Origin of the sequence: Bacillus sp. SN32 (assembly GCF_002837495.1) — a bacterium.
Taxonomy (GTDB): Bacteria; Bacillota; Bacilli; order Bacillales; family Bacillaceae; genus Bacillus; species Bacillus subtilis.
On record NZ_PJCT01000001.1, the window covers coordinates 1,544,174 to 1,569,575 of the forward strand.

The following is a 25,402-nucleotide window of genomic DNA, read 5'->3' on the forward strand; positions in this document are numbered from 1 at the left end:
TCGGTCAGCTCCGGAAGCGGGGCTGACACTAAAAAGAACTTATTTTTTGTTTTGGTCGTCGTTTACTTCTTCGTATTCAGCGTCGACAACGTTGTCATCCGCTTTGCCTTCAGCGTTTGCTCCGCCTTGAGCTTGCTGTGCTTTAGCAGCTTCTTCATAAAGCTTCATAGAAAGCTCTTGAACGATTGTTTGAAGCTCATCTTTTTTCGCTTTGATCTCTTCAAATTCGTTTTTCTCAATTGCTGCTTTTAAAGCGTCTTTGGCATCGTTGGCTTTTTTCACTTGTTCTTCATCCACTTTGCCTTCAAGATCTTTTAATGTTTTCTCAGTTTGGAAAACAAGCTGATCTGCTTCGTTGCGGACTTCGATTTCTTCTTTTTTCTTCGCATCAGCGTCAGCATTTTCTTCCGCTTCTTTAACCATGCGTTCGATCTCTTCATCTGAAAGACCTGAAGAAGATTTAATTGTAATGTTTTGTTCTTTCCCTGTGCCTAAGTCTTTTGCTCTTACGTTTACGATACCGTTTTTGTCAATATCGAAAGAAACTTCGATTTGAGGCACGCCGCGCGGTGCTGGCGGGATATCAGTAAGCTGGAAGCGGCCGAGTGTTTTGTTGTCGGCAGACATTGGGCGCTCACCTTGAAGAACATGGATATCAACAGCTGTTTGGTTATCAGCAGCAGTTGAGAACACTTGAGATTTGCTTGTCGGGATCGTCGTGTTGCGGTCGATCAGTTTTGTAAACACGCCGCCCATTGTTTCGATACCGAGAGAAAGCGGTGTAACGTCAAGCAGAACAACATCTTTTACGTCACCTGTGATAACGCCGCCCTGAATCGCAGCACCAAGCGCTACAACTTCATCCGGGTTTACGCCTTTATGCGCTTCTTTTCCAGTTTCTTTTTTGATTGCTTCTTGTACGGCAGGGATACGAGTTGATCCGCCGACAAGGATGACTTTGTCGATTTCACTTGCAGAAAGTCCTGCATCTTGAAGCGCTTGACGGACAGGACCCATTGTGCGCTCTACTAAATGAGAAGAAAGCTCTTCGAATTTAGCACGAGTTAATGTAAGTTCAAGGTGAAGCGGTCCTGCTTCTCCAGCTGTGATAAACGGTAAAGAAATTTGCGTAGAAGATACGCCGGAAAGATCTTTTTTCGCTTTTTCAGCTGCGTCTTTCAAACGCTGAAGCGCCATTTTGTCTTTTGATAAATCAATGCCGTTTTCTTTTTTGAATTCAGACACAAGATGATCGATGATAACTTGGTCAAAATCGTCCCCGCCCAGACGGTTGTCGCCGGCAGTTGAACGAACTTCGAATACACCGTCGCCAAGCTCAAGGATGGAAACATCGAATGTACCGCCGCCAAGGTCGTATACTAGGATCGTTTGATCTTCGTCTGTTTTATCAAGTCCGTATGCAAGCGCTGCTGCAGTCGGCTCGTTGATGATACGTTCTACTTCAAGACCTGCAATTTTACCAGCGTCTTTTGTTGCTTGACGCTCAGCATCGTTAAAGTATGCAGGAACTGTGATAACTGCTTTTGATACTGTTTCGCCAAGATAGCTTTCAGCGTATGATTTAAGGTGTTGAAGGATGATAGCAGACACTTCTTGTGGAGTGTAATCCTTTCCTTCAATTTCAACTTTATAATCAGTACCCATATGACGTTTGACTGACATAATTGTGTTAGGGTTTGTAATAGATTGGCGTTTAGCCACTTCCCCTACTTGACGTTCGCCGTTTTTAAACGCAACAACTGATGGCGTTGTGCGGTTTCCTTCAGCGTTAGCAATAACTTTAGGCTCGCCGCCTTCAAGCACTGCCACACATGAGTTTGTTGTTCCTAAGTCGATTCCGATAACTTTACTCACTTGAATAACCTCCTGCTATGTAATTATTGATTCACTTTGACCATGGAAGGGCGAATGACGCGATCCTTCAGCTTATAGCCTTTTTGCATTTCCTCAACAACAATGTTGGAGCCGTAGTTTTCGTCTTCAGCCTGCATAACAGCTTGGTGCAGATTAGGATCAAATTCCTGCCCTACAGCTTCGATGGCTTCGACGCCTTCTTTTTTCAAGGCTTCTACGAGCTGACGGTGGACCATTTCCATTCCCTGGAGCAAACTTTTCGTCTGTTCATTGTCGGCTTCAACCTGAAGCGCTCGTTCAAAGCTGTCAAGAGCCGGCAGCAAATCAGTCACGATATTTTGAGAACGGTATTTTTGGGACGCTTCCATCTCTAAACGGCTGCGTCGTTTATAGTTTTCAAAGTCTGCTTGAACACGCAAAAGTTTGTTTTCTTTTTCCTCAAGCAAACCTTGCAATTCGTTAATTTGGTTTTGAAGAAGTTCGCTTTCATTTGTTTCTTCCTGCTGTTCATCAGCGGCAGCTTGTTCTTCAATGATTTCTTGCTCTTCTGTTTCGTTTTGTTCAACGGTTTGTTTTTCTTCTGACATTGTGTTCACCTCCCTCAAAGTGTAAGGAGAAGGACAGGTGCTGCCCTTCGATAAAATTTGCCAAAATTCCCTTATTCATCATACAGACTTGTTAATGCTTTTGACAAGTCTGAAGTCACATGCTGAAGCAGGCTGACAACCCTGGAATAATTCATGCGGGTCGGGCCGATAATCGCAATTGAGCCGATCTGCTTCTGGTCTACGGAATAAGAAGCCGTAATCAGACTGCAATTTTCCATCTCTTCATAGTCGTTTTCTTTTCCGATTTTAATCGAAATTCCCGTGTGCGGGGATTGAACCAGCTTTAAAACATCCTGTTCTTTCTCAATTAATGAAAGGAGCGACCGAACTCGGGTGATATCATGGAACTCAGGCTGGTTCAGCATATTGATTTTCCCGCCAAAAAACAACTTTTCAACGTGATTTGTGGAATGAAAGGTTGAACGAAGCGCGTCGAGTATATTGTCATAGTTTTTAATGTGCTGTCTTAGGTACATGACAACTTCTTTAAATATGCGCTCATTCAGTTCATCCATTGGAACGCCGCTTAAACGGTCGTTCAGTATATTTACCAGTTTTTCAATATCAGACAGATCCATTTTGGTCGGAAAGTTAATCGTTTTGTTTTCCACATGCCCCGTATTGGTAACGAGAATCGCTACCGCCATATCAGGCTGAATCGGAATGATTTGAATCTGTTTAAGGTAATTCTCACTCAGCTTCGGCCCGAGTACGATGGATGTGTAATTCGTCAGATCGGACAAAATTTGCGCTGATTTTTGAACTGTCTTCTCCAGCTCGAAAATTTTCTCTTTGAAGATCGAGTGGATTTGGTCCAGGTCGCTTTTCGTCAGTTTGACGGGTGACAGCAAATGGTCAACATAGTACCGATACCCTTTTTCTGACGGAACACGTCCTGAGGATGAATGGGTTTTTTCAATAAAGCCCAATTCCTCCAAGTCAGCCATCTCGTTTCTTATTGTTGCAGAGCTAAATGTGATTTCATCTTTTTTCGAAAGAGTTCTTGATCCCACCGGCTGTGCCGATTTAATAAAATCGTTGATTATAACCTGAAGGATCAGCAGCTGACGATTTGTTAACATCATCATCACCTCTGTTAGCACTCTCAATAAGCGAGTGCTAATTCTATAACAAAAGTATCAAACCACAAGAAAAATGTCAATTATAACTCACCCAAAAAAGCGCCAAAAACTTCATTGCCTAATAATTTCCCTTGATGAGTCAAATAAACGGCAGACTCCGAATTGTGAATCAGCCCTTTTTCAGCGAGGTCTTTTAACACGCTTGGGAAAAGTCCATCCAGGGAACGGCCGTATTTTTCTGCGAATCGTTTTTTGCTGACACCGGCTGTTTTTCTCAAACCTAAAAACATTTCTTCCTCAATCTGTTCTTCTGTTGTCACTTCATGTGTATCTCTGTACGGAAAACCCTTTTCAGCTATCAGGTCAATGTAATGCTTAACAGGTCCGACGTTCACTGTTCGTGTGCCGCCGATATATCCGTGAGCGCCAGCTCCGAAACCGAAATATTGTTCGTTGCTCCAATACGTTAGATTGTGCTTAGATTCCATGCCTGCCTTAGCAAAGTTGCTGATTTCATATTGATGGATGCCGTGAGCTTCCATCTGGCTCATCACCATTTCATACATTTCAGCTTCCTGCTCCTGCGGCGGAAGATGAAGCCGCCCTTTTTGCATCAAATTATAAAATACCGTTTTCGGTTCTACAATAAGGGAGTAAACGGAATAATGCTCGGCACCCAATGATAAAGCAGTGTTTATAGAATGTTCCAGATGCTTGAGGGTTTGCCCCGGAAGCCCGAACATGAGATCAAGACTGATATTCTCAAAACCGATTTCCCGCGCTCTTTCAAAAGAGGTGAATACATCTTTTTGCTTGTGCACTCGGCCGATTTTTTCTAACAGATCGTCTTCGAACGTTTGCACACCAAAGCTGAGGCGATTTACGCCTGCTTCTTTTAATATTTTTAATTTCTCTGCGGACAAGTCGTCCGGATTCGCTTCAACCGCAAATTCCGATAAGTCGCTTGAGGGCTTCAGTACGCGGTTGATCATGTCCATCAGCTTTTTGAGCTGTTCCTCAGACAGGGAGGTCGGCGTGCCTCCTCCGATAAAGATTGTTTTGAGATCAGGCTGCCCAGTTTTTGCTATTGTATTTATCATTTCCTGTTCGAGTGCGTTTAAATACTCGTCGACTGGCTGACTTTGAATAAAATATTTATTGAAATCGCAGTAGTGGCAAATATGCTCACAAAATGGGATATGGATATAAGCTGATTTCAACGGATTCACCTTCTTTACAGAAAGAAGCCGCAGTACAAGACTGCGGCGGCTTCTATTGTTTTTTCGGACTGTCGTCCATTTTCAGAACTGCCATAAATGCTTCTTGCGGCACTTCAACTGAGCCGACCTGCTTCATACGGCGTTTTCCTTCTTTTTGTTTTTCAAGAAGTTTCCGTTTACGCGAGATGTCCCCTCCGTAACATTTAGCCAATACGTTTTTACGCATTGCTTTTATGGTGGAGCGGGCCACGATTTTCTGGCCGATTGCGGCTTGTATCGGAACTTCAAACTGCTGGCGCGGAATGAGTTCTTTCAGTTTTTCAACGATCACTTTTCCGCGTTCATATGCGTAATCTCGATGCACGATAAAGGAAAGGGCATCGATTTTTTCACCATTCAGCATAATGTCCATTTTCACAAGCTTGGACGGTTTGTAGCCGATCAGTTCATAATCAAAGGACGCATAGCCTTTAGTGCTTGATTTCAGCTGGTCAAAAAACTCATATACGATTTCCGCTAATGGCATATCATAAATGATGCTGACACGGTTTGCGTCTAAATACTGCATATCAATGAAATTGCCTCGTTTTCCTTGGCAAAGCTCCATTACAGCGCCGACATAGTCATTCGGCACCATCATCGTCGCTTTTACGTATGGCTCCTCAACCCGTTCGATCTTTTGAGGATCCGGCATGTTAGACGGGTTGTCGACAACGACCTTTTCGCCGTCTGTCATGTACACGTCATAGATAACGCTTGGCGCTGTAGTAATCAGGTCGATGTTGAACTCACGCTCAATTCGCTCCTGAATGATCTCCATGTGAAGCATGCCTAAAAATCCGCAGCGGAACCCGAATCCAAGCGCTTGCGAAGTTTCCGCTTCATATTGAAGGGAGGAATCATTCAGCTCAAGCTTTTCAAGAGCTTCCCTTAAATCATTATACTTCGCTGTATCAATCGGATACAAACCACAGTACACCATCGGGTTTAGCTTGCGGTATCCCGGCAGCGCTTCTTCTGCAGGATTAGCAGCGCTCGTTATTGTATCACCGACACGTGTGTCACCGACATTTTTGATTGAGGCAGTCAGGAAGCCTACATCACCGACCGTCAGTTCATTTGTCGGAGTTGCTTTCGGCGTGAACACGCCTACCTCTGTTACTTCGAATTCTTTGCCGGTTGCCATCATTTTGATTTTTTGTCCCGGCTTTACCGTTCCTTCAACGACTCTGATATAAGCCACGACACCGCGGTAGGCGTCATAAAGCGAGTCGAAGATCAGCGCTTTGAGCGGCGCCTCCGGATCTCCGGTCGGAGCTGGCACCTTTTCTACGATTTGTTCTAAAATCTCCTCAATCCCAATACCGGCTTTTGCTGAAGCAAGCACGGCTTCTGATGCATCAAGGCCGATAACGTCTTCTACCTCTTGGCGCACACGTTCAGGCTCGGCGCTCGGAAGGTCGATTTTATTGATGACCGGAAGGATTTCAAGATCGTTGTCAAGCGCTAAGTAGACATTGGCGAGCGTCTGCGCTTCAATCCCCTGGGCTGCATCTACGACAAGAATCGCTCCCTCACAGGCAGCAAGGCTTCGGGATACTTCATATGTGAAGTCGACGTGTCCCGGCGTATCGATTAGATGAAAGATATATTCTTCTCCGTCTTTTGCTTTATATTTAAGCTGAACAGAGTTTAATTTAATGGTTATGCCCCGCTCACGTTCAAGATCCATAGAATCGAGCAATTGTTCTTTCATTTCTCGTTGAGTGATTGCCGACGTTTTTTCTAAAATACGATCCGCTAAGGTCGATTTTCCGTGGTCAATATGGGCAATGATAGAGAAATTCCGTATTCTCGATTGCCTCTCTAAACGCTTTTCTTTATCTGTCACAATCTATCACTCCTACTATTAAACGCAAAATACACTAGCTTAGATTATATCAATAGGATTGTAAAGATTCAATGTAAAACAAGAAAGAGAAAAGTTCCCTATCATATCTGGGCTGCTTTTCTCTTTCACGTACTTATTGATTCATATCCCGTATCCATTCATACATTGACTGGGCAGTATTGGTTACGGTGTTCGAAAGCGCTTTTCCGGCTTTTGAAAACATATTGAATGTCTCCACCTTTTCCAGCTCTTTTTGTTTTTCTTCTAAATCTTTTGCCGTGACTGTTTCTCCTAGGATTGAGGCTTCTTTTTCATTATCTTTTCCGTCGGTGAGCGTAAACGCCCCCTTCAGTGAAGGGTCATGATAGCCTTTCATACTCAGCATCCCGTTGTTTGCCTGCTGCATGCCGAACAGTACGCCTAAAAACATGATCGTGACAAGCAGTAAGCATTTTCCAAAGTATGCAATCAAATCAACCACCTATTTCTTATTGTTTTTTCGTCTCCCCGCTCGCTGCGTTGACCTTTTCAGCATCCCAGTACATTTCGCTGAATACGTCCGCGGCCGCGTTAGCCGCACGCTGCAGCTCTTCGAGATTATTATCTACTCCGCCAAATTCGAGCAAAAGCGCTCTATCGGTTAAATCCTGATTGTAAACACCATTATCGCCTGGCGAGCCTTTGGAAAAGACACCTGTGCTAAGTCCGGGGTATTTTTTCTCCATCAGTTTATGAAGCTCACTCGCAATTTTATAGTTTTCTTCGAAGTTTTTGCTTTTTTTCCCGACGACAAAGGCTACCCTGGCATAGCTTTTTCCTTTAATCGTTGCGGTTGTGTCTTTTTTGCGCCGTGAGTCTCTGTGGATGTCAATGATATATTGCAGATTTTTGTTTGAAGCGAGGGCGTCTTTCACAACCGGCCTTGATTCATCATAGGACCTGGCATAGTTTAAGCCTTTTTTATTCAATTTTGACTGTATATCGGTTTTATTCACTGTGGCTCCGATTCCCTGGGATTCAAGCGCTTGTCCGAACATATCTCCTACAAGCGTGACGTTGGCTTTAGAATGGCGCGCCATGTCAGGATCGGTCTCGCCTTTTAATAGAGGGAGATATGATTCCGTATTGTGCGTGTGATAGATAAACACGACCTTTTTATCACCTGTTGTTTGTTTGGGCGGATCTTTTTGCGCATTATCTGATTGCGTTTGCTGTTTTTCAATCTCTGCCAAATTCGCTTCCCTTTCTTCCTCCATCACCTTAGACGGCGGCGGCGATTCCGCAGGCATATTCGTATAATCGGTCCCTTGTCCAGCTAACAAAATCTCGGTATCAAATTGTGCAAACCCCGGCAGCTCCCGGCCGAGAAAGCTCCGTGGATCTTCGAGGTTAATGCTCGTCGCCAGCTTTAAAGAAAGACGAGAAAGATGAAATGAGCTGTCTGTTTGAGAGAGGTCAGAAGCGAAATAATGGTTTTCCATCCGCAGCAAATGTGCAAACACGTCACCCGGCAATTCTTCAGCTATCCCATAAAAAGAGTCAGACGACGGCCTAAGTTCCGGCCGGAGAGACGTCAGCACACCGGATAGAACAAAAATCACGATAAGGCTTACGATAAATAGAAAGATGGCTTTTACCGCTTTCCCTCCATTTACCGCAACAACAATTTGTCTGTTTCTGCGTTTATTTCTCATTGAATCCCTCCAGCGCTTGTCTAGTAATTACTCTATGAACAAGCTAGAGGAAGTAGAACTGTTTAGTGATTGTAGGAGCCTTTGTTTTCTTGTGACACTTTTTCATGAAGCGCTGTGTTTAATCCGTTCGCTAAAACATTTGCCATATCGTCGATAAATGAATCGACTTCCTTCGGCGTAACCATTAAGTTGTGCCCTAAAGGCGAAAGCACCTCGTGAATGAGCTGCCGTTTTTCATCCTCTTGAAGGGTTCCGACAATACCTAGGAACGATTGGCGCTGCTTTTGATCGGGAAGATCTTCTTCAGTGAGCACTTTCTTTTTCCCAAACGTCATGCCTGCCGGAACAAGCGATCTTGCTGGCCTGTTATCCTTCATTTCTCTGCCAAAATGTTTTAATATGTAGTCCACCGTGTCACTGGCAATTGTCACGGCATCAACTACTGTCGGAACACCGATAGCAATCACCGGAACACCAAGCGTGTCTTTGCTTAAATCTTTTCGTTTATTCCCCACTCCAGATCCCGGGTGAATGCCTGTATCCGATATTTGAATGGTTGTGTTGACCCTTTCCACCGCCCGCGCCGCCAACGCATCAATGGCGATGACAAAATCAGGCTTCGATTGCTCAATCACACCTTTAATAATGTCACTTGTTTCGATTCCTGTTATCCCCATTACACCCGGTGCAAATGCACTGACAGGCCTGTAACCCTCCTGTACGTTTTCCGGCTGAAGCTTAAACAAGTGCCTTGTTACCAACAGATTTTCTACTGCCATCGGTCCAAGCGCGTCAGGTGTCACGTTCCAGTTGCCGAGCCCAACGATCAAACAGCTCGCATCTTTTGAGATATTAAGGTTTTCAAGAAAAGCTGAGAATTCCTCTGCAAAGACAGCAGAGACCTTCTCCTGCATTTCCGAATCATTCTCCCTGATTCCCTGTGCTTCAAGCGTTAAATAGCGCCCTTCTTTTTTTCCCGAAAGCTCTGCGCCTTCCTTTGTAACATCAACTGTGCGGATTTTAATGCCGCCGTGATCACGCTCTTTTTCAATAAAGCCTTTAATTTCTTTTGTCGGCACAGCCTGCTGATTGGCCATTGCTTCCTTCGTTTCCACTGCCAAATCGGTACGTATCAAATACTGATTCACATCCAGCTCACTCTTTTTCATACAGGGGCCTCCTTCACATTAAGTACCTATATTGTTGCCATTTGCTGAATGAATCATGCTAAAAAGAGAACCTTCAATGAAAAATACTTTACATTTATATTGCAATCTAAAGGTGTGTTTGATAGAATACAATTTGTTCTATTGTGAAGAAGATTTAACCTTAAGACACTGTGCTACAGGTTGTATCTTAGGAGGTGAAACACATGCCAAACATTAAATCAGCGATTAAACGTACAAAAACAAACAACGAACGCCGCGTTCATAACGCGACAATCAAATCTGCTATGCGTACTGCAATCAAACAAGTTGAAGCTTCTGTTGCCAACAACGAAGCTGACAAAGCGAAAACTGCTCTTACTGAAGCAGCTAAACGTATTGATAAAGCAGTGAAAACAGGTCTTGTACACAAAAATACCGCAGCTCGATACAAATCAAGACTAGCGAAAAAAGTGAACGGACTTTCTGCATAATATAAAAACGATCCTCAATAATGGGGATCGTTTTTTTCATTTCTTTTTAACAGCTGTAAAAGGAACAGTTCGAGCAGGAGCTGCTTGTCCTTTTTCCCGGTTTTCATCTCATAGTCCATGACAGCAAGCTGTTCAATAATTGAACGGAGCTCCTCCTCTGAAAAAAGCCTTGCTTGATCCATCGCCAGCTTTACCCGAAATGGGTGAACTTTTAGATTAGAAGCGATTTGTTTTTGTCCGTATCCCTGTTCCGCGAAGTACTTTGTCTGCAGAATCAGCCGGAACTGATTCGAAATAAGCGCCATAATTTTGATCGGTTCTTCATTTTGTTTAAGCAAATCATAAAAAATTTGCAGACTCTCAGTTCGTTTTCGGTTGACGATTTTATTGATCAGCTCAAAAATATTTTGTTCAAGGCTTCTAGCAACAAGCATTTTCACATCATCCAGCGTAATTTCTTCACGATCTCCAATAAACGTGCAGAGCTTTTGAATCTCCTGAAAAATCGATGACAAATGCCCGTTCACAAGCAGAACCAAATGCTCCGCCGCTTCCGTGCCGATTGTTTTCTGCTCTGTTTTTGCAAGGTTGACAGTAAAGTCTGTCGTTTCCTTTGCGTTTAATTCCTTCGCCTCCATCATAAACGCGTGCTTCTTTAACGCTTTCGTCAGCTTTTTCCGCTCATCAAGCTTTTCATACGGAGCAAGCAGGACAAAGACTGTGTAAGGCGCAGGTGATTGTATATATGATTCAAGCGCACTGACGTTGTGCTCAATTTTTTCTTTTTTCTTTTCACCTGTTAAAAAATATGGATTTTTCACAATGACAAGACGCCGCTCCCCCATAAACGGAAACGTTTCAGCATCTGCAATCGCTTGATCCAGCGGGTCCTCTTCCAGATCAAAAACGGACAGATTGAAATCCTTTGTCTCCTGATCAACGACCGTCTGTCTGATCCTGCTGACGGTTTCTTGCAGCAGATATGTCTCTTTTCCGTATAAACAATAAACTGGATGGACCTCTCCTTTTTTCAGGCTTTTCCACACATCAAATACCATTGTTGTACGACTTCCTCTCTTTCATCATCCCCTTCTATCCTAAATTGAGTTTGCAAAATAGTAAAGAGGAAGCCTGACTGCTGCTTCCCCATTTATATTAAACGCCTGTTCGCAAGCCCCCGGGACAGCTTGTAAAAAGGCGATAATCACCAGAACAGAAAACGTTACCTTAGCTTCTAGATTTTTCAAAACAATTCCATTATACTTAAGTCAGTCAGGAGGGATAAAGTTGAATGATTTTGAAAAAAACGTTCAAAGCAAACGAAATGATGCTGTAGATTCAGCTGTTGGTTTTGTTGTGTCCTTCGGATTTTTCGCCTTCTTGTTTGTCATGGCAACGGTTATTCACCTAGTTGGTTCATAACAGCGACTGCCCGGGCTGCTGATTTCTCGGCAGTCTTTTTTAGTTCGTCTCTGTTATATCTGATGTATCATATGGAGGATAGACAGAAAAGGTTCCAACTCTGTTTTTGTATCTATATTGGATCGTTCCGTTTTGATCTGTTCGCAGCACACGGATAGAATGTCTCTGTAATAGTTGCAGAACTTCTTGATGAGGATGATGGTACCGATTGTTTTTCCCGGCTGAGATAATGGCCGTTTTCGGCTGAAGCTGTTGGATGAATTCTTCACCAGTAGAGCCTTTGCTCCCATGGTGCCCCACCTTTAAGACATCTGCTTTAATATTTGGAAACACGTCCATCACCTCCTGTTCCCCTTCTTTCTCCAGATCACCCGTCAAGATCCAGCTCAGAACGCCCGTCTCCATCCACAGAACGAGAGAGGAATTATTTTTGCTTGCAGGATCAGGTGCTTCAGGTGACAGTACATGGAACTGCAAATCCTTTATTTGCAATACATCGCCTCGCTTCACCTCTTCAATTGTCACTCCCTCTTCTCTGGCTGTCTGCAGCACTTTCTCATCTTTAGGTTCAGAAACGAACCCTTTCGGAATCACGAGGCGCTTTACTTTATGATGCTTCAGCAGAGTCTCCGCCTCTCCGATATGATCTTGGTCAGCGTGCGTCAGAATTAAAGCGTCAAGCTGTTTGATTCCCTTAGCAGTTAAAAACGGAATCAGCACCTTTTCCCCCAGTGAAAACGGATGCTGTTTTTCACGCCAAGGCTCTGACGAGTAAGACAAAGTGCCGCCGGTATCAATTAAGACACGACCCCGCTGATGCGGAGCACCTACAAACATGCTGTCACCCTGTCCAATATCTATCATATCCACTTCTCCTTCGGAACTAAGACACGGATATATAAAGAGCAGAAACAGCACTGTGCAGCAAATGCCGCCGGTTACTATCAACTGCGACAAGGAGCGTTTTTCAATCGCCATAAGCAATAGGATGATCGTGACCGTGAATAAAAAAAGCAAAACAGGTGCAGGATGTGCGATCATAATCGTGAACACATCAACATCTGCAATTTTTGTGATTAACCTATTGGTCCAGCTTATCAATAAATCAAACCAGCTGAAAAACAATCTCCCAAACGAAGCGGAAAGACTTAATAGAAGAACACCTGCTACAGCTCCCGGCAAAATACAGAAGGTATAAAATGGTACCATCAACATATTCATCGGTACGCTAATTATAGAAAACTGATGAAAATGATACAGGAGAATCGGAAGCGAGCCCAGCTGAGCGATGAGTGATACAATTGTCAGCTGTCCCAAGGAGGTTTTAACCTGCTGAAAAATAGAAGAGGATAGAATTAAAGAAAAACTGACGGCGAACGATAGCTGAAAACCGGCTTCAAAGAGATGATAAGGATTGAAGAGCAGAAGGACGATGTATGAAAGGCAAATTGCAGTTGCAGAGTGGACACGCCATTTGACAAGACTTCCAGCTAAGTAAACACCCGACATGAGAGCGGCGCGTAGCACTGAAGGAGCAGCGCCGGTCAACATCACATAGAACGGCAGAAATAACAGCAACAGAATTGACGCCTTCTCTCTTGTTATACCAAGGCGGATCATGATATAAAACAAACCTGCTGTCAAAATCCCCACATGGAGTCCTGATATTGCCAAGAGATGGACAACACCAAGCTTTTGATACGCGGTAAGCACTTCATCCTCCACATAAAATCTGTCACCAACTGTAAGTGCCTGTACAATCCCTGCCGAATCAGGAGGCAGAAGGCTGTTTGTGAATGATATGATATGTTTTCTCAAACTGAGCACCTTGTACTTGAAATTTTCAGGTTCGCTGCAGTTTTGGATAGACGTGACAGAGTAGTTCCAATGAATATGCTGCCGATAGAGATACTCGTTATAATCAAATGCACCCGGCACAGTTGCGTGTTTCGGTTCTTCCAATGTACCAGTCAATTCACATGACATTCCTGGTTCTATGTATAACAGCTGTTCTTTTTCACCAGCAGACTGAATGCGATACGCAGCAGCCCATTTTTCCTTATCAGGTGTCTTAACCATCATAGACATACGGTCGCCGTCAATTTTGGGAATAGTGTCAATCACTGCCTTGAATTGATAGGTCCCCTGCCGATAGGAAGAGACATTCTGAGAATCTGTGACTGCATACAGTACAAAAAACAATATAAAAGAGAAGAAACAAACAATAATGAGAAAAGCGTGCCTCGTTTTGATTAAAATGATGAGGAGAAAGAGGATGAATAGAAAAATAGCGGGGAAATAAGCGGCGGCAGTAATTCCAACCGTTGCCGAAGCTGCCGCCATAGGCAATAACAAACGCGAATTACGCATTCATCACACGTAGCTCGTGAAAAGTGTATTCGCCTGTTCATGTATCTTTTTCAATTCTTCCTCCGCTAAACCGGCATCGGCCAATTTCCCTATAAGACCCGCTACAAATGAAAGCTTTTCTCTGTTTTTCAGATCAACGATCATTTCATCGAGTTCAACCTGTTCAACAGTTACACCCGCCTGTTCAAATAATTCCTGCGCATACGGATGTGTTTTGTAATCCTCAGCATAATAAACCGTTTTGATACCAGCTTGAATAATAGATTTGCAGCATTGAATGCACGGATAATGCGTCACATAAATCTCCGCTCCATCAGTCGGCACCCCAAACTTAGAACATTGAAGAATCGCATTCATTTCAGCGTGAATCGTTCTTGCACAATGATCATCTATCATTAAGCATCCTTCATCTGCACAATGTACGCCGCCCGCGATTGACCCGTTGTAGCCTCCTGCTATCATGCGTTTGTCTCTGACTATAGTAGCGCCGACAGATAATCTCGGACATGTGCTGCGCAGCGCCAATAAATGGCTTTGAGCCATAAAGTATTGATTCCATGAAATTCGTTCCACGTTGTTCCCTCCAAATGTTGTATTGCCTGACCTTTAGTTTACCTATCATAATGCATGACCGTCAAATCACTTTACTGTAATGGAAGACTTTATTTTCTCAAATGACTTTTCACCTATTCCTGAAACCTTAGTGATATCTTCAATTGTTTGGAAACGACCGTTTTCTTCCCGGTATGCAATAATAGCTTCAGCTTTGGATGGCCCCACCCCTGAGATGCCTTGTAACTCCTCTAAGGTTGCTGTATTGATATTCACCAGCGCTCCCTTCCCTCCATCGCTTTGGACAGACCCTCCACCACCACCTTGCTGCACTGCTGTTTCCTCTCCCTTTTTCGGGATGTACACCACTGTCCCGTCCTGCAGAATCTCCGCCAAATTTACTTGCGCTTCGTCTGCTTGTTCACTGGTCCCGCCCGCTTTCTCAATTGCCTGAGATACTCTGTCCCCTGTTCGCATTTCATAAACGCCAGGATGCTGAACAGCACCTTTGATGTCTATCACAATTGTTTCGTTTGACTCGTCGTTGTTTGCTTCCTGCTTTACCACTGTATTTTCTGTCTCTGTTGGTACAGCTTGCTTCACCGGCTCTTTATTTTTCCCTGTGGCCAGAAAGATCATAATCGCTGTGAAAACAGCCGCAGAAGCCGCTAAAATAATTGCTTTCTTATGCTGCTTCAACCAATTCATCGTGCATGTTCCCCGCTTTCGTCATATTTTATTTTCATAACACATATGGTTTAGAGGATAATAGCTCAAAGGAGGGGAAACCATTGAAGATAGGCTTTATCGGCACAGGAAATATGGGTACGATCCTTATCGAATCATTTATTGAATCAAAAGCAGCCGATCCCTCAAACATAACAATCACAAACCGCACAATTGAAAAAGCGTTACACATAAAAAACCGCTACAACAGCATAAACGTTACCGAAAGTCTCGAAAAGCTCGTTTCTGAGAACGAGATGATTTTTATTTGTGTTAAGCCGCTTGATATATATCCTTTACTGGCAAGAGCGTTACCTTATTTAAGAAAAGATCATATTCTCATTTCAATTACTAGCCCCGTTCAAACCGAACAGCTCGAACAATATGTGCCGTGTCAAGTGGCGCGAGTGATCCCAAGTATTACGAACAGAGCGCTGGCAGGTGTTTCTCTCGTCACTTTCGGCACAAGCTGCAGCGAATCTGCAAAAGCGAAAATCAATGAGCTGATGCAGCATATCTCTCATCCGCTGCAAATTGAAAGTGACATCACAAGGGTTGCATCAGACATCGTAAGCTGCGGCCCTGCTTTTATGAGCTATCTGATTCAGCGGTTTATAGATGCAGCTGTTTCGGAAACATCGGTGTCTAAACAGGACGCGATTTTGATGTGTAAGGAAATGCTTGTCGGAATGGGAAAACTGTTAGAAACCGAATTGTATACCCTGCCTGCATTACAGGAAAAGGTTTGCGTTAAAGGCGGTGTAACAGGAGAAGGCATTAAAGCGCTGGAAAGCGGTGTGCAGGATATGTTTCACCGGGTATTTCAAAATACTCATATGAAGTACGAGGAGGATATTTCCGCAGTGAAAAAGCAGTTTCATGTGTAGGCGAGTATGTCATACTTTCGTCTGTACTGCAAAAGCATAAAAAAGCATTTTAAAAAACCATCGTTTTAGGAAACGATGGTTTTTGATTTCTGCGCCTTGAAAAATAGGCGTTCTGATTGTGCTGATGGCTCGGTATCCGTAAAATCAGCTGTCACGCGATGGAGCTGAAAGCCGCAGTTCTTAAGCATTTCTTCGTATTCTTCCACTGGGAACGTTCTTTGCTCGTGTGTCTCATCAAAACGATCATACGCTTCTCCGTTCCACACAAAAAACGACATATCATGAATGACAGAAAGCTCGCCACTTCCGGCAAAGCTCTGCCAGATATAGCTGATATCTTCGTCCTGGTCAGCAAATGTGCTATCCGGAAAGACTTCCGCAATTTTATAAGATGAATGGACATCAAACAGCAAAATGCCTTCAGGCTTTAATACCCGAAATACACTTTTAAAGGTTTCGATCACATCATTTTTTGTTTTTAAATAATTTAATGAGTCACAGCATATCACAACAGCGTCAAACTGACCGTCAAAGCCGGTAATCTCTCTCATATCCTGCTGAAGAAATAAAATAGGCTGGCTACTCGATACCTTTTGCTGGGCGAAAGAAAGCATCTCTTCGCTGAGATCGATGCCTGTAACCTCGAAGCCTTTTTCGGCAAGCCGGATGGAGATTTCCCCCGTGCCGCATGCTAGATCGAGAATACGGCCTTTTTCCGGGAGAGATGCTTCAATCCATTCTGTCCATTGATCGTAAGGAGCGTGTGACATTAACTCGTCATACACGCTTGCAAAGCCTTGATAAATCATTGATTCATTCCAAGATCAAGATCTGCGAGCGGAGCGTCTCCCCACAGCTTTTCAAGGTTGTAGTAGCTTCTTTCATCCTTGTGGAAGACATGGACAATCACATCGCCTAGATCAACGAGAACCCATCTTGCTTCATCAAAGCCTTCCATCTTTTTGACTTGAATGCCGTTTTCATCAGCCTGATCCTTGATTTCACGGGCAATCGCCTGTACCTGTTTATCTGAATTTCCGTGGCAGATCAGAAAATAATCAGCAACCAGAGAAATACCTTCCATATCCAGTGCTAAAATATCCTCTGCCCGTTTATCGTCGCAAGCCGCAGCTGCGATCTTTAAAATGGACTTTTGGTTCATTCACAAATTCCTCCTGTTCAGCTGCCAGACACAAGCCAGTTATACGTTAAAAATGTGTCTGGAAAAACCGGTTGATTTTTTTTCATAAGAAAAACCATTGTATTTTTAATGGACTGAATCAGCGCTTGATTCAAATCTGTCTCAGCAAGCTTACGCACCTCATCGACACCGGGAAATGCCCGATTTGGCTCAATGTAATCAGCAACGTAAATGACTTTTTCTAAAAGTGTCATGCCGGGGCGCCCTGAGGTATGATACCTAATGGCGTCAAGAATGTCTTCATCTTGAACCCCTGCCTCTCTTTGGACCAAATAAGCGCCGACCGGAGCGTGCCAGAGCTCCGGATTATGATCCAATAAATGCGCAGGCATTTTTTCTCGCGCAATAATTTGTTTCATTTCTTCTTTCGGGCGGAATTTGGCGTAATCATGAAAGATTGCCGCTGTTTCCGCTTTTTTAGAATCGGCTCCAAAACGCTCCGCAAGTTCGATCGCCGTGTTCATCACGCCAACCGTATGGATATATCGGTGTTCGGTCAATTGCTGCTTCACGCATGCAAGTGCCTCCTCACGATTCATATAAACCATTCTCCTCTACATACTTCTTCACTTTATCAGGGATTAAGTAGTCAGTGGGCTTCTTGCTTTTAAACCGTTCCCTTATCATAGTTGATGATACCTCAAATTCCGGAACGTCTGCAAAGAGAAGCGGATAAGGGGTTTCAACATGAAAACCGGGGCGCTTTACTCCAATAAATTGAATGAGGTTCAGCAGCTCGTCCAGCTTATACCATTTCGGCAAATATTCAATCATATCAGCACCGATAATAAAGAACAGCTGATCATTTGGATAACGCTGCTTCAGTAAAGAAACGGTATCAAAGGTATATGACGGTCCTTCTCTTTCCATTTCAACAAGCTCCAGCTTAAAGGACGTATTAGATTGAATTGCAAGCTTTAGCATTTCCACGCGATGAAAGCTGTCGGTATAGTCTTCGTTCTGTTTATGCGGCGGAATTTGATTAGGCATAAACCAAATTTCATCAAGCCCTGCCTGGTACAGCACCTCATTCGCCATTAAGAGGTGACCATTATGCGGAGGGTCAAACGTGCCTCCGAAAATTCCGATTTTCTTCATTTCAACCACCTTTAAGGAAGCTCGATTTGTTTATTTTCCTTTGATTCCTTATATAACACAATCGTATTGCCGATTGTCTGCACCAATTGAGAGCGGCTTCCTTTTACAAGAGCTTCCGCTACATCGTTTTTATCCTCTTCGCAATTCTGAAGCACGCTGACTTTAATGAGCTCTCTCGCTTCAAGCGCCTCAGCAATTTGTTTAATCATGTTGTCGTTTACTCCGCCTTTACCTACTTGAAAAATCGGCATTAAATGATGCGCTTTTGAACGCAAAAAACGTTTTTGTTTACCTGTTAACATTCTGTTCCTCCTAATTTTCCTATTACAATGGATCTCATTTTTTCAATATCAGGCTCTTGTCCAGTCCACAATTGGAAAGACAATGCTGCCTGTTCAACAAACATGCCCACACCATCGAGTGTTTTCAAGCCTTTTTGGCTTGCTTCCTTTAAAAGGGCCGTCTGTATTGGATTATACACGATATCACATACGACGGCACTGCTCGCGGCACGCTGTAATGAAAGCGGCACATCGTCCACGTTCGGATACATGCCCACAGACGTTGTATGGATGATAACATCATACTGCTCAAGACGTTCTTCTGCTTCTTTTATGCTTAATACTTCTTTATTGTGAAACGAGGGAGTAGCTTCTGTAAGCCGCTTTGCTTTTTCTAACGTCCGGTTGCAAATGTCAAATTTTTTCGGGGTATTTCGGACAATTGTTGTAAAAATGGCTCTCGCCGCTCCGCCAGCGCCGATCATTAAGAATGACAGTTCAGAGATGGGCTTGTCTAATACCTTCTTTAATGACTTCACGAAGCCTTCCCCATCGGTATTGTATCCGACAAGCTTATCTCCCTCTCTTCTGACCGTGTTTACGGCACCGATCACTTTTGCACTCTCATCAATATGATCCAGATAATCCATAATGGAAACCTTGTGCGGAACAGTCACATTGATTCCTTCTACGCCTAGAGCTCTTATTCCTTTTACCGCATCCTCCAGATCATTCTCTTCTACCTTGAAGGCATGATAATGTCCGTCAAGCCCGAGGTCTTTCAATGATGCGTTATGAATATCAGGTGACATAGAATGGCCAATCGGATTTCCGATAACCCCGTACAGCTTTTTCATACTCCTCTCCCCTTTTCTTAAATTAATGAACGCCGAACAAATACATGAACGCCTTTTGGCGCGTATGCAGTTACCTTTTTATCGGCGTCATGGACAGTAACCCAGCCTAACCCAGAGAAAACGATATCTGTCTTTTTGTCTTTTATCGTAAACGTATGGGCGACCAATTCCGGAAACTCATCCATTTCATCTTTACCCGGAGGTGTGAGCAATTCCCCTGCATGCTTTTCATAAAGCGCGTCTGCATTTTCAAGTTTTGTTCTATGAATCATCAGCTCATTCGGCATATAGCAAATAAAAGGAGATCTTTCCCCAGACACATAATCAAACCTTGCAAGTCCGCCAAAATACAGTGTTTGCTGATCATTAAGCTGGAATGTGCGAGGCTTCAGCTCCTTTTTAGGAGATAATATTTTCAGATCATTTTTATTGACATAATGCGCCATTTGATGGTTGTTGATAATTCCCGGTGTATCATACAGCGATGAACCGTCATCCAGCGGGATTTCAATCGCATCAAGGGTTGTGCCAGGAAATTGGGATGTTGTAATAATATCTTCTTCACCTGACACTTCTTTAATAATCCGGTTAATAAAGGTTGACTTTCCTACATTTGTACATCCGACAACATAGACGTCTTTTCCGTTGCGGTAATGCTCAATCGCGTCAATTACTTCTCTGATTCCCTGGCCGCGTCCCGCACTGACCAAAAATACGTCAACCGGTTTTAAGCCAAGCTCTTTCGCTTCACGCTTCATCCATTGGATCAGACGCTCTCTTTTCAGTGACTTAGGCAAAATATCCGCTTTATTGCCAACTAATAAGATAGGGTTTCCCCCCACCAAGCGCTGCAGCCCATTAATCCAGCTGCCGTTAAAATCAAAAATATCAACAATTTTTACGACAAGAGAGTCCGTTTCTCCAATACCGTGAAGAATGTTCAAAAAATCATCATCAGTTAAGGAGACATCTTGTATTTCATTATAGTTTTTCAGTCTGAAGCAACGCTGGCAAATCACATTTTCTTTCGTAAGCGATGCAGGCGGCGCGTACCCCAAACCTGTTTTGTCCTCGGTTTGGATCGTAACTCCGCACCCGATACAAACAAACTTTTCCATTTTCTACTCCTCCCACTGAATGTGCCCTTTTCGTTTGAGAGCACTCAGTATTCTGCGTTCGACCTGGCGGTTAAAGCGCGTAACGAATCCGTCAGAGGAAGCGACTGGCACGACCAAAATCGTATGGTAGCCGTTTCGGTTTCCCCCGAGCACATCGGTCAGCAGCTGGTCTCCGATGACAACGCAGTCCTCTTTTTTCAGCTCCATATTGCGCACTGCTCTATTAAAGGCTTTACCCATCGGTTTTCTTGCTTTATAGATGAATGGGATTCCAAGCGGTTCTGAGAAAAGTTTCACTCTTCTTTCGTTATTATTAGAGACAATTGTCACTTTAATGCCGTGTTCCTTCATTTCTTCAAACCACTCGATCAATCGCGGCGTCGCGTTCGGCCTGTCCCATTCAACAAGCGTATTATCCAGGTCAGTAATAATTCCTTTTACATTTCGTTCCTTTAATTTCTCAGGTGTAATATGAAAAATATTTTTTACAAACTCGTCAGGTAAAAAAAACTTTTTTAACAAAACCCGCACCCTTCCCTTTTTCTTTCTTTCAAAATGATTGTCGAAAAAAATCGAACTTGCGCCTAAAGAAAAACTGAGCAAAAAAATTTCGACAAAAATTGGGTTTCTTCACCAGGTGTGGATAAATTTACACACACTATCCACTCTTATTACATCACTCTTTAGACAAATTATAAACACGATACTCACAAGTTATCCACTTTTTGGTGTGGATAACAGAACGATTGTTCTTATATGCATTTCATGGTAGATTAAAGATAACTTCAACCTCAGATGAACGCAACTTATCATTGTATGCGTTAAAATCATGAATGATTCCAACTTTTAAGGAGGTGCCTCTCCCATTAATTGGGTTCCTAGCATGAGAAAACTGTCTGATGAATTACTAATAGAATCTTATTTCAAAGCCACCGAAATGAATTTAAACCGTGACTTTATCGAGTTAATTGAAAACGAAATAAAAAGAAGATCGCTCGGACATATTATTTCCGTATCTTCTTAATAGGAATTTGTCTATTTTTTCCGGGCGTATTTCCTTTTTTTACTCAGATGACTGATATTATATCACTTTGGCTGCGCGCTTTACTACTATTTTCAGCAAAAAACACCCCTAAAAAGAGGTGTTTTAAAGGGCCGGTTATTATGCTAACCAGTATATGCCGCCCACAACCAGGAGAACAACAACTAAAACAACAATAAAAGCGTATCCATATGCTCTGCCTGCGCCATACATGTGAAGCGCCTCCTTAATAAGGTTTTATAACAGCCTATGTAGGAGAAATAAATCGGACTAGGCGGTTGTCCGGCTCAACGCTGCAGGATCTGCCCATCTTGTATTCCTTCATATACGATCCTTGCCCCTTTAGGTGTCATATGATTTCCAGAAGGATCTATAAGACCAGATTGGATAAGCGCTTCATCAGTTGCTTTTCCGCCGTCTGCTTCTATAAAATGCTTCCAGTTATCTACAAGAGGGACATCCAGGCGCTTCGACACATCTCTTGTAATATCGTTATATGAGTTGTGCCATTTCCTTGCTCCGCCTTTTGGTTCAAAAGCAGCTGCTTGATATCTGGAATAGTAAAACAAATGATGCTTCCCATTACCTTCTATAATTGGGATACACGTCATTAAGATAGGCTTGATTCCGTGTTTTCTGCTTTCTTCAATAAAATAAACCAGATTTTCTCTAAAACGCTGCTTCGACACTCTCGGTTTCCCCTCAGTCAGTATGGCAGCGTCATTGGTGCCGAACATAATAAACAAATACTTCGGTTTTTGATCCAGCACATCTGTCTGAAATCGGAGACGGGCATCCTCTGTCGTCTGTCCACCGATTCCCGCATTGAGTATATCAAGGTTACCGCGCTCAGCTGTTTTTAATATATTGACCCACTGCTGTGCTTTTGGATAATCGCGATAATCCCAATTAGAGCCACGCGTATTGCTGTCACCAAATGCTACAACGTCTTCGTATCCCCTTCCCTCGCATCCTGCTGTAACGAACAGCAGAAGGAAAAGGATGATAAAATGTTTCATCTTTACACCCCCAAAAGCCTCACCTTAATGTTATACCTCTGTTTCTCTTCGTTCAATGAAGAGTTTTTCGCTATCACTGTTTTTTCCTATAGTTAACGTGTCCCCCTCAGTGAATATCATTCTGCTTTCATTGCGGCGCAGCTGATGATTTTTTAAAATTCCCTTCTTTCCAATCTGAAAAACACACAAACCAAAGAAAAGAAAATAACCTGAATCCGCACTGGAAACAGGTTATCCGTTAAATCCTGCATTTACTTTAACTTCGATTTAAGCTTGGCCTTTGTTTTTGGCCCATAAATCCCGTCTGCAGTTAATCCGTTCATGAGCTGAAAACGCTTGACGGCATTCGCTGTTTTCGGTCCGTAAACTCCATCTATGCCATTGTTTTTGGCTCCCTTATCAGGGTAAAAGTGAAGTGCAGCTAAAGCCTTTTGCAGCTGGAGAATGTTTGTGCCCTTTCGATAAGGCGAAGTGAGCTTTATAACCCCAGACGGCAGAGGATATGATGGTGAAGGTTCTTTTGGAGGTGTATCCGAGGAAGAAATTCCGTTTATAAAAGAGTTCCAGTGGTTCAAGAGTTTCCGCGGACATTCTTTCCCAGACCATTTTTTGTGGGGAACAACACGATTTAACGGAATATTGTTTTCCTTCATCAGCTTTCTGATCAGCCACTGGGCATTTGATGTTGCTTTTTCAAAATCGCCATCAGCATTTTCGCAGATTTCAATCCCGATCGATTTGCGGTTTCCTGTGCCGTTTGTACCGTCTCCCGCATGCCAACCGTTTTCATCTATCGGGAGATGCTGATAAATGACTGAATCGTCAACTGTAAAATGCCAGCTTTCGGATGTGCTCGGGTTTTTTACAAAATTGGCGTGCATTTTCGCATCAGCGCCTTTTGCTGTATTCGCTGTATTATGCACCGTAATATAAGCAGGCGTCATCGCATAGCCAGGACGATTATCATTTGATACCGGTATAAAATCCTTTTTTATGGTTACCATTTCTATCCCTCCCTATTATTAAGAATGCAGAAAACAGAGAGATGGACAGCCTTTTTTATGAGGTAAAAAAGAATTGTGTTCTCAACCTGGTTTTCAGTTGAACCGCTGAAATGGCACCAGTTATACTAATTTAGATGACGGAGGTTTTGGCTCCTGACATCACCTAAGTTGGGAGTGACCATAGACATGTTAAAAAAAGTAATAGGTATACTTGTGATTATTGCTATCATTGCAGTCGGTTTTTTTCAGAAAGAAGCTTGGCTTGATGCAATCAAAGCAGGAGGGATGTTTTCCGTTTTATTTAGTATGCTGCTGATTGCTGCCGATGTTTTTTTCCCAATAGTGCCGTTTGCTTTGATTGCTGCTTTAAATGGCGCAGTGTTCGGGACTGCAAATGGAATTTGGATTACACTGACCGGCTCAATGCTTGGTACAATATTGCTGTTTTTTCTCGCCAGGTACAGTTTTAGAGATTGGGCCAGAAAAAAAGTTCAGGCCTATCCTGCCATACAAAGCTACGAGGCTTCCTTCAACAAAAACGCTTTTACCGCTGTTTTATTAGGAAGGCTGATACCTGTCATACCTTCACTTGTAATGAACGTGATCTGCGGGCTGAGCCAGGTTCGCTGGCATGTTTTTTTCTTTGCGTCTTTAATAGGGAAAATCCCCAATATTGTTGTTGTCACTATTGCAGGTGCCAATTTCACCAGCAATAAATTATTGTCTATCAGCATTTACGGTACATATATTCTGATCATCATGCTGGTCATTTATAAAAAGTTCCCTCACCTTCTAAAGGTGCCAAAAAAATAAGGAGGCTTGTTGGCCCCCTTACTTTTTTTCTGTCGCATGGCCTCCAAATTCATTTCGAAGCGCAGCGACAACCTTTCCTGTAAACGTATCGTCCGTTAAAGAACGGTATCTCATCATCAGTGACATGGAGATGACCGGCGTTGCCGTCTGCAGATCAAGCGCGGTTTCCACGGTCCATTTTCCTTCACCTGAGGAATGCATAATGCCCTTGATCTGATCCAGTTTCGCATCCTTAGAGAAAGCTCGCTCAGTCAGTCCCATAAGCCAAGAACGAATGACAGAACCATGATTCCACACTCTGGCAACCTTCTCGTAGTCAAAATCAAATTGGCTGTTTTCAAGCACTTCGAATCCTTCACCAATCGCGGCCATCATTCCATACTCAATTCCATTATGGATCATTTTTAAAAAATGTCCGCTTCCCGCTTCACCAGCGTATAGATAACCATTTTCGACGGCGGTATCACGAAAAAGCGGCTCCACAATCTCCCATGCTTCATGATCGCCCCCCACCATAAAACAGGCTCCATGCCGTGCGCCTTCCATTCCGCCCGACGTTCCGGCATCGAGATATTGGATACCCGCTTCTTTCATTTGATTGTAGCGGCGAATTGATTCTTTATAATGAGAGTTTCCAGCTTCGATAATCATATCGCCTTTACTTAATAAAGGTGATACATCACGCAAAACAGCATCGACAATGCCATGCGGTACCATAACCCATAGGATACGCGGCGGGTCTAATAAAGAAATTAACTCTTTAAGATTCGTTGTCCCCTCAGCCCCGTATGCTTTCAGTTCATCAACAGCCGCTTGATTTACATCATATCCTACCGCTTGATGATTGCGGTCAATGAATTGCTTTCCTATGTTTATGCCCATTTTCCCTAAGCCGATTAATCCGATTTTCATATCTGTTCCTCCTGATTGTCTAAAAAGCCTTTACTCTTTATGTTCCCTTTGGATTGTATTGTGATACGCAGAAAACAAATGGGGCTTACAT

The 25,402-nt window shown here is 43.2% G+C and carries 29 protein-coding genes; 5 read left to right on the plus strand and 24 right to left on the minus strand.

The genetic code is table 11. The annotated features are described in order from the left end of the window. Positions 1-39: 39 nt before the first annotated feature. The 8 genes from dnaK to gpr form a co-directional block, all read right to left on the minus strand. Positions 40-1,875, minus strand: coding sequence for a molecular chaperone DnaK (gene dnaK / locus CW370_RS08000; RefSeq protein WP_014477380.1), 1,836 nt, complete (start codon positions 1,873-1,875; stop codon positions 40-42). A gap of 23 nt (positions 1,876-1,898) precedes the next feature. Further along, a complete protein-coding gene (grpE, locus tag CW370_RS08005) occupies positions 1,899-2,462 on the minus strand; it encodes a nucleotide exchange factor GrpE (RefSeq protein ID WP_003230005.1) in 564 nt (187 codons plus the stop codon). 71 nt (positions 2,463-2,533) lie between these two features. Beyond that, a complete protein-coding gene (gene hrcA, locus CW370_RS08010) occupies positions 2,534-3,565 on the minus strand; it encodes a heat-inducible transcriptional repressor HrcA (RefSeq protein ID WP_003246126.1) in 1,032 nt (343 codons plus the stop codon). Positions 3,566-3,645: 80 nt separating this feature from the next. Next, positions 3,646-4,785 (minus strand): radical SAM family heme chaperone HemW, encoded by a 1,140-nt coding sequence (hemW, locus tag CW370_RS08015; RefSeq protein WP_024572267.1) that lies wholly within the window; start codon positions 4,783-4,785, stop codon positions 3,646-3,648. 52 nt (positions 4,786-4,837) lie between these two features. Further along, positions 4,838-6,676: a translation elongation factor 4 gene (gene lepA, locus CW370_RS08020; protein WP_024572266.1), complete on the minus strand. Its 1,839-nt coding sequence runs from the start codon at positions 6,674-6,676 to the stop codon at positions 4,838-4,840. Between the two features lie 133 nt (positions 6,677-6,809). Continuing rightward, entirely contained in the window at positions 6,810-7,148 is a 339-nt protein-coding gene (locus CW370_RS08025; RefSeq protein ID WP_024572265.1) for a YqxA family protein, read from the minus strand. Positions 7,149-7,164: 16 nt separating this feature from the next. After that, entirely contained in the window at positions 7,165-8,370 is a 1,206-nt protein-coding gene (gene spoIIP, locus CW370_RS08030; protein ID WP_014477383.1) for a spore autolysin SpoIIP, read from the minus strand. 62 nt (positions 8,371-8,432) lie between these two features. Continuing rightward, positions 8,433-9,539, minus strand: a complete 1,107-nt coding sequence (gene gpr, locus CW370_RS08035) for a GPR endopeptidase (RefSeq protein WP_024572264.1) — start codon at positions 9,537-9,539, stop codon at positions 8,433-8,435. A 203-nt stretch (positions 9,540-9,742) separates the two neighbouring features. On the opposite strand from gpr, the gene rpsT reads away from it, so the two are divergent. Further along, a complete protein-coding gene (rpsT, locus tag CW370_RS08040) occupies positions 9,743-10,009 on the plus strand; it encodes a 30S ribosomal protein S20 (protein WP_003229989.1) in 267 nt (88 codons plus the stop codon). A gap of 14 nt (positions 10,010-10,023) precedes the next feature. Here rpsT and holA read toward each other — a convergent pair whose 3' ends face one another. Together holA and CW370_RS21230 are read right to left on the minus strand one after the other, a co-directional pair. Next, positions 10,024-11,067, minus strand: coding sequence for a DNA polymerase III subunit delta (gene holA, locus CW370_RS08045; protein WP_015714286.1), 1,044 nt, complete (start codon positions 11,065-11,067; stop codon positions 10,024-10,026). A gap of 39 nt (positions 11,068-11,106) precedes the next feature. Then, complete coding sequence (locus tag CW370_RS21230) at positions 11,107-11,256, minus strand: hypothetical protein (protein ID WP_003229985.1); 150 nt, start codon at positions 11,254-11,256, stop codon at positions 11,107-11,109. 40 nt (positions 11,257-11,296) lie between these two features. Here CW370_RS21230 and CW370_RS08050 point away from each other — a divergent pair, with 40 nt between their 5' ends. Then, positions 11,297-11,431 carry a YqzM family protein gene (locus tag CW370_RS08050; RefSeq protein WP_003229983.1) on the plus strand — a complete coding sequence of 45 codons (135 nt, stop codon included), beginning with the start codon at positions 11,297-11,299 and terminating at the stop codon, positions 11,429-11,431. A gap of 39 nt (positions 11,432-11,470) precedes the next feature. Here the strand turns inward: CW370_RS08050 and CW370_RS08055 are convergent, their stop codons facing one another. From CW370_RS08055 to comEA, 3 genes are all read right to left on the minus strand, one after another. Continuing rightward, positions 11,471-13,801, minus strand: a complete 2,331-nt coding sequence (locus CW370_RS08055) for a DNA internalization-related competence protein ComEC/Rec2 (protein WP_024572263.1) — start codon at positions 13,799-13,801, stop codon at positions 11,471-11,473. A 3-nt stretch (positions 13,802-13,804) separates the two neighbouring features. Next, a complete protein-coding gene (locus CW370_RS08060) occupies positions 13,805-14,374 on the minus strand; it encodes a ComE operon protein 2 (RefSeq protein ID WP_003229978.1) in 570 nt (189 codons plus the stop codon). Between the two features lie 66 nt (positions 14,375-14,440). After that, positions 14,441-15,061 (minus strand): competence protein ComEA, encoded by a 621-nt coding sequence (comEA, locus tag CW370_RS08065; protein ID WP_024572262.1) that lies wholly within the window; start codon positions 15,059-15,061, stop codon positions 14,441-14,443. Positions 15,062-15,144: 83 nt separating this feature from the next. Between comEA and comER the strand changes: the two genes are divergently transcribed. Then, on the plus strand, positions 15,145-15,966 hold the full coding sequence (gene comER / locus CW370_RS08070) for a late competence protein ComER (RefSeq protein WP_024572261.1): 822 nt from the start codon (positions 15,145-15,147) through the stop codon (positions 15,964-15,966). 65 nt (positions 15,967-16,031) lie between these two features. On the opposite strand, the gene CW370_RS08075 is transcribed toward comER, so the two are convergent. From CW370_RS08075 to CW370_RS08110, 8 genes are read right to left on the minus strand one after another with little or no spacing between them, the layout of a single operon-like run. Continuing rightward, positions 16,032-16,775, minus strand: a complete 744-nt coding sequence (locus CW370_RS08075; protein WP_029946669.1) for a class I SAM-dependent DNA methyltransferase — start codon at positions 16,773-16,775, stop codon at positions 16,032-16,034. Continuing rightward, positions 16,772-17,128: a ribosome silencing factor gene (gene rsfS, locus CW370_RS08080; protein WP_014480315.1), complete on the minus strand. Its 357-nt coding sequence runs from the start codon at positions 17,126-17,128 to the stop codon at positions 16,772-16,774. Before rsfS ends, CW370_RS08075 begins: the two co-directional genes overlap by 4 nt. Positions 17,129-17,145: 17 nt before the next feature. After that, the gene (gene yqeK / locus CW370_RS08085; RefSeq protein ID WP_014480316.1) at positions 17,146-17,706 is read right to left on the minus strand and encodes a bis(5'-nucleosyl)-tetraphosphatase (symmetrical) YqeK; all 561 of its coding nucleotides are present in this window, start codon (positions 17,704-17,706) and stop codon (positions 17,146-17,148) included. Further along, positions 17,696-18,265: a nicotinate-nucleotide adenylyltransferase gene (locus tag CW370_RS08090; protein ID WP_024572404.1), complete on the minus strand. Its 570-nt coding sequence runs from the start codon at positions 18,263-18,265 to the stop codon at positions 17,696-17,698. The genes yqeK and CW370_RS08090 overlap by 11 nt, the downstream gene beginning before the upstream one ends. A gap of 11 nt (positions 18,266-18,276) precedes the next feature. Continuing rightward, positions 18,277-18,567 (minus strand): ribosome assembly RNA-binding protein YhbY, encoded by a 291-nt coding sequence (yhbY, locus tag CW370_RS08095; RefSeq protein ID WP_024572405.1) that lies wholly within the window; start codon positions 18,565-18,567, stop codon positions 18,277-18,279. Then, positions 18,561-19,403 carry a shikimate dehydrogenase gene (gene aroE / locus CW370_RS08100; protein WP_024572406.1) on the minus strand — a complete coding sequence of 281 codons (843 nt, stop codon included), beginning with the start codon at positions 19,401-19,403 and terminating at the stop codon, positions 18,561-18,563. Before aroE ends, yhbY begins: the two co-directional genes overlap by 7 nt. Before the next feature lie 17 nt (positions 19,404-19,420). Next, positions 19,421-20,521 carry a ribosome biogenesis GTPase YqeH gene (gene yqeH, locus CW370_RS08105; RefSeq protein ID WP_024572407.1) on the minus strand — a complete coding sequence of 367 codons (1,101 nt, stop codon included), beginning with the start codon at positions 20,519-20,521 and terminating at the stop codon, positions 19,421-19,423. A gap of 3 nt (positions 20,522-20,524) precedes the next feature. Next, positions 20,525-21,043 carry a YqeG family HAD IIIA-type phosphatase gene (locus tag CW370_RS08110; RefSeq protein WP_101169547.1) on the minus strand — a complete coding sequence of 173 codons (519 nt, stop codon included), beginning with the start codon at positions 21,041-21,043 and terminating at the stop codon, positions 20,525-20,527. A gap of 361 nt (positions 21,044-21,404) precedes the next feature. Between CW370_RS08110 and CW370_RS08115 the strand changes: the two genes are divergently transcribed. Beyond that, positions 21,405-21,545 carry a sporulation histidine kinase inhibitor Sda gene (locus CW370_RS08115; RefSeq protein WP_003226124.1) on the plus strand — a complete coding sequence of 47 codons (141 nt, stop codon included), beginning with the start codon at positions 21,405-21,407 and terminating at the stop codon, positions 21,543-21,545. Positions 21,546-21,850: 305 nt separating this feature from the next. Here CW370_RS08115 and CW370_RS08120 read toward each other — a convergent pair whose 3' ends face one another. Together CW370_RS08120 and cwlH are read right to left on the minus strand one after the other, a co-directional pair. Continuing rightward, positions 21,851-22,582, minus strand: coding sequence for an SGNH/GDSL hydrolase family protein (locus CW370_RS08120; protein WP_003229964.1), 732 nt, complete (start codon positions 22,580-22,582; stop codon positions 21,851-21,853). 251 nt (positions 22,583-22,833) lie between these two features. Continuing rightward, positions 22,834-23,586 carry an N-acetylmuramoyl-L-alanine amidase CwlH gene (gene cwlH, locus CW370_RS08125; RefSeq protein WP_101169548.1) on the minus strand — a complete coding sequence of 251 codons (753 nt, stop codon included), beginning with the start codon at positions 23,584-23,586 and terminating at the stop codon, positions 22,834-22,836. Between the two features lie 186 nt (positions 23,587-23,772). Here cwlH and CW370_RS08130 point away from each other — a divergent pair, with 186 nt between their 5' ends. After that, positions 23,773-24,399 (plus strand): TVP38/TMEM64 family protein, encoded by a 627-nt coding sequence (locus tag CW370_RS08130; protein ID WP_024572279.1) that lies wholly within the window; start codon positions 23,773-23,775, stop codon positions 24,397-24,399. Between the two features lie 18 nt (positions 24,400-24,417). Here the strand turns inward: CW370_RS08130 and gnd are convergent, their stop codons facing one another. Then, positions 24,418-25,311, minus strand: coding sequence for a phosphogluconate dehydrogenase (NAD(+)-dependent, decarboxylating) (gnd, locus tag CW370_RS08135; protein WP_101169549.1), 894 nt, complete (start codon positions 25,309-25,311; stop codon positions 24,418-24,420). Between the last annotated feature and the right edge of the window lie 91 nt (positions 25,312-25,402).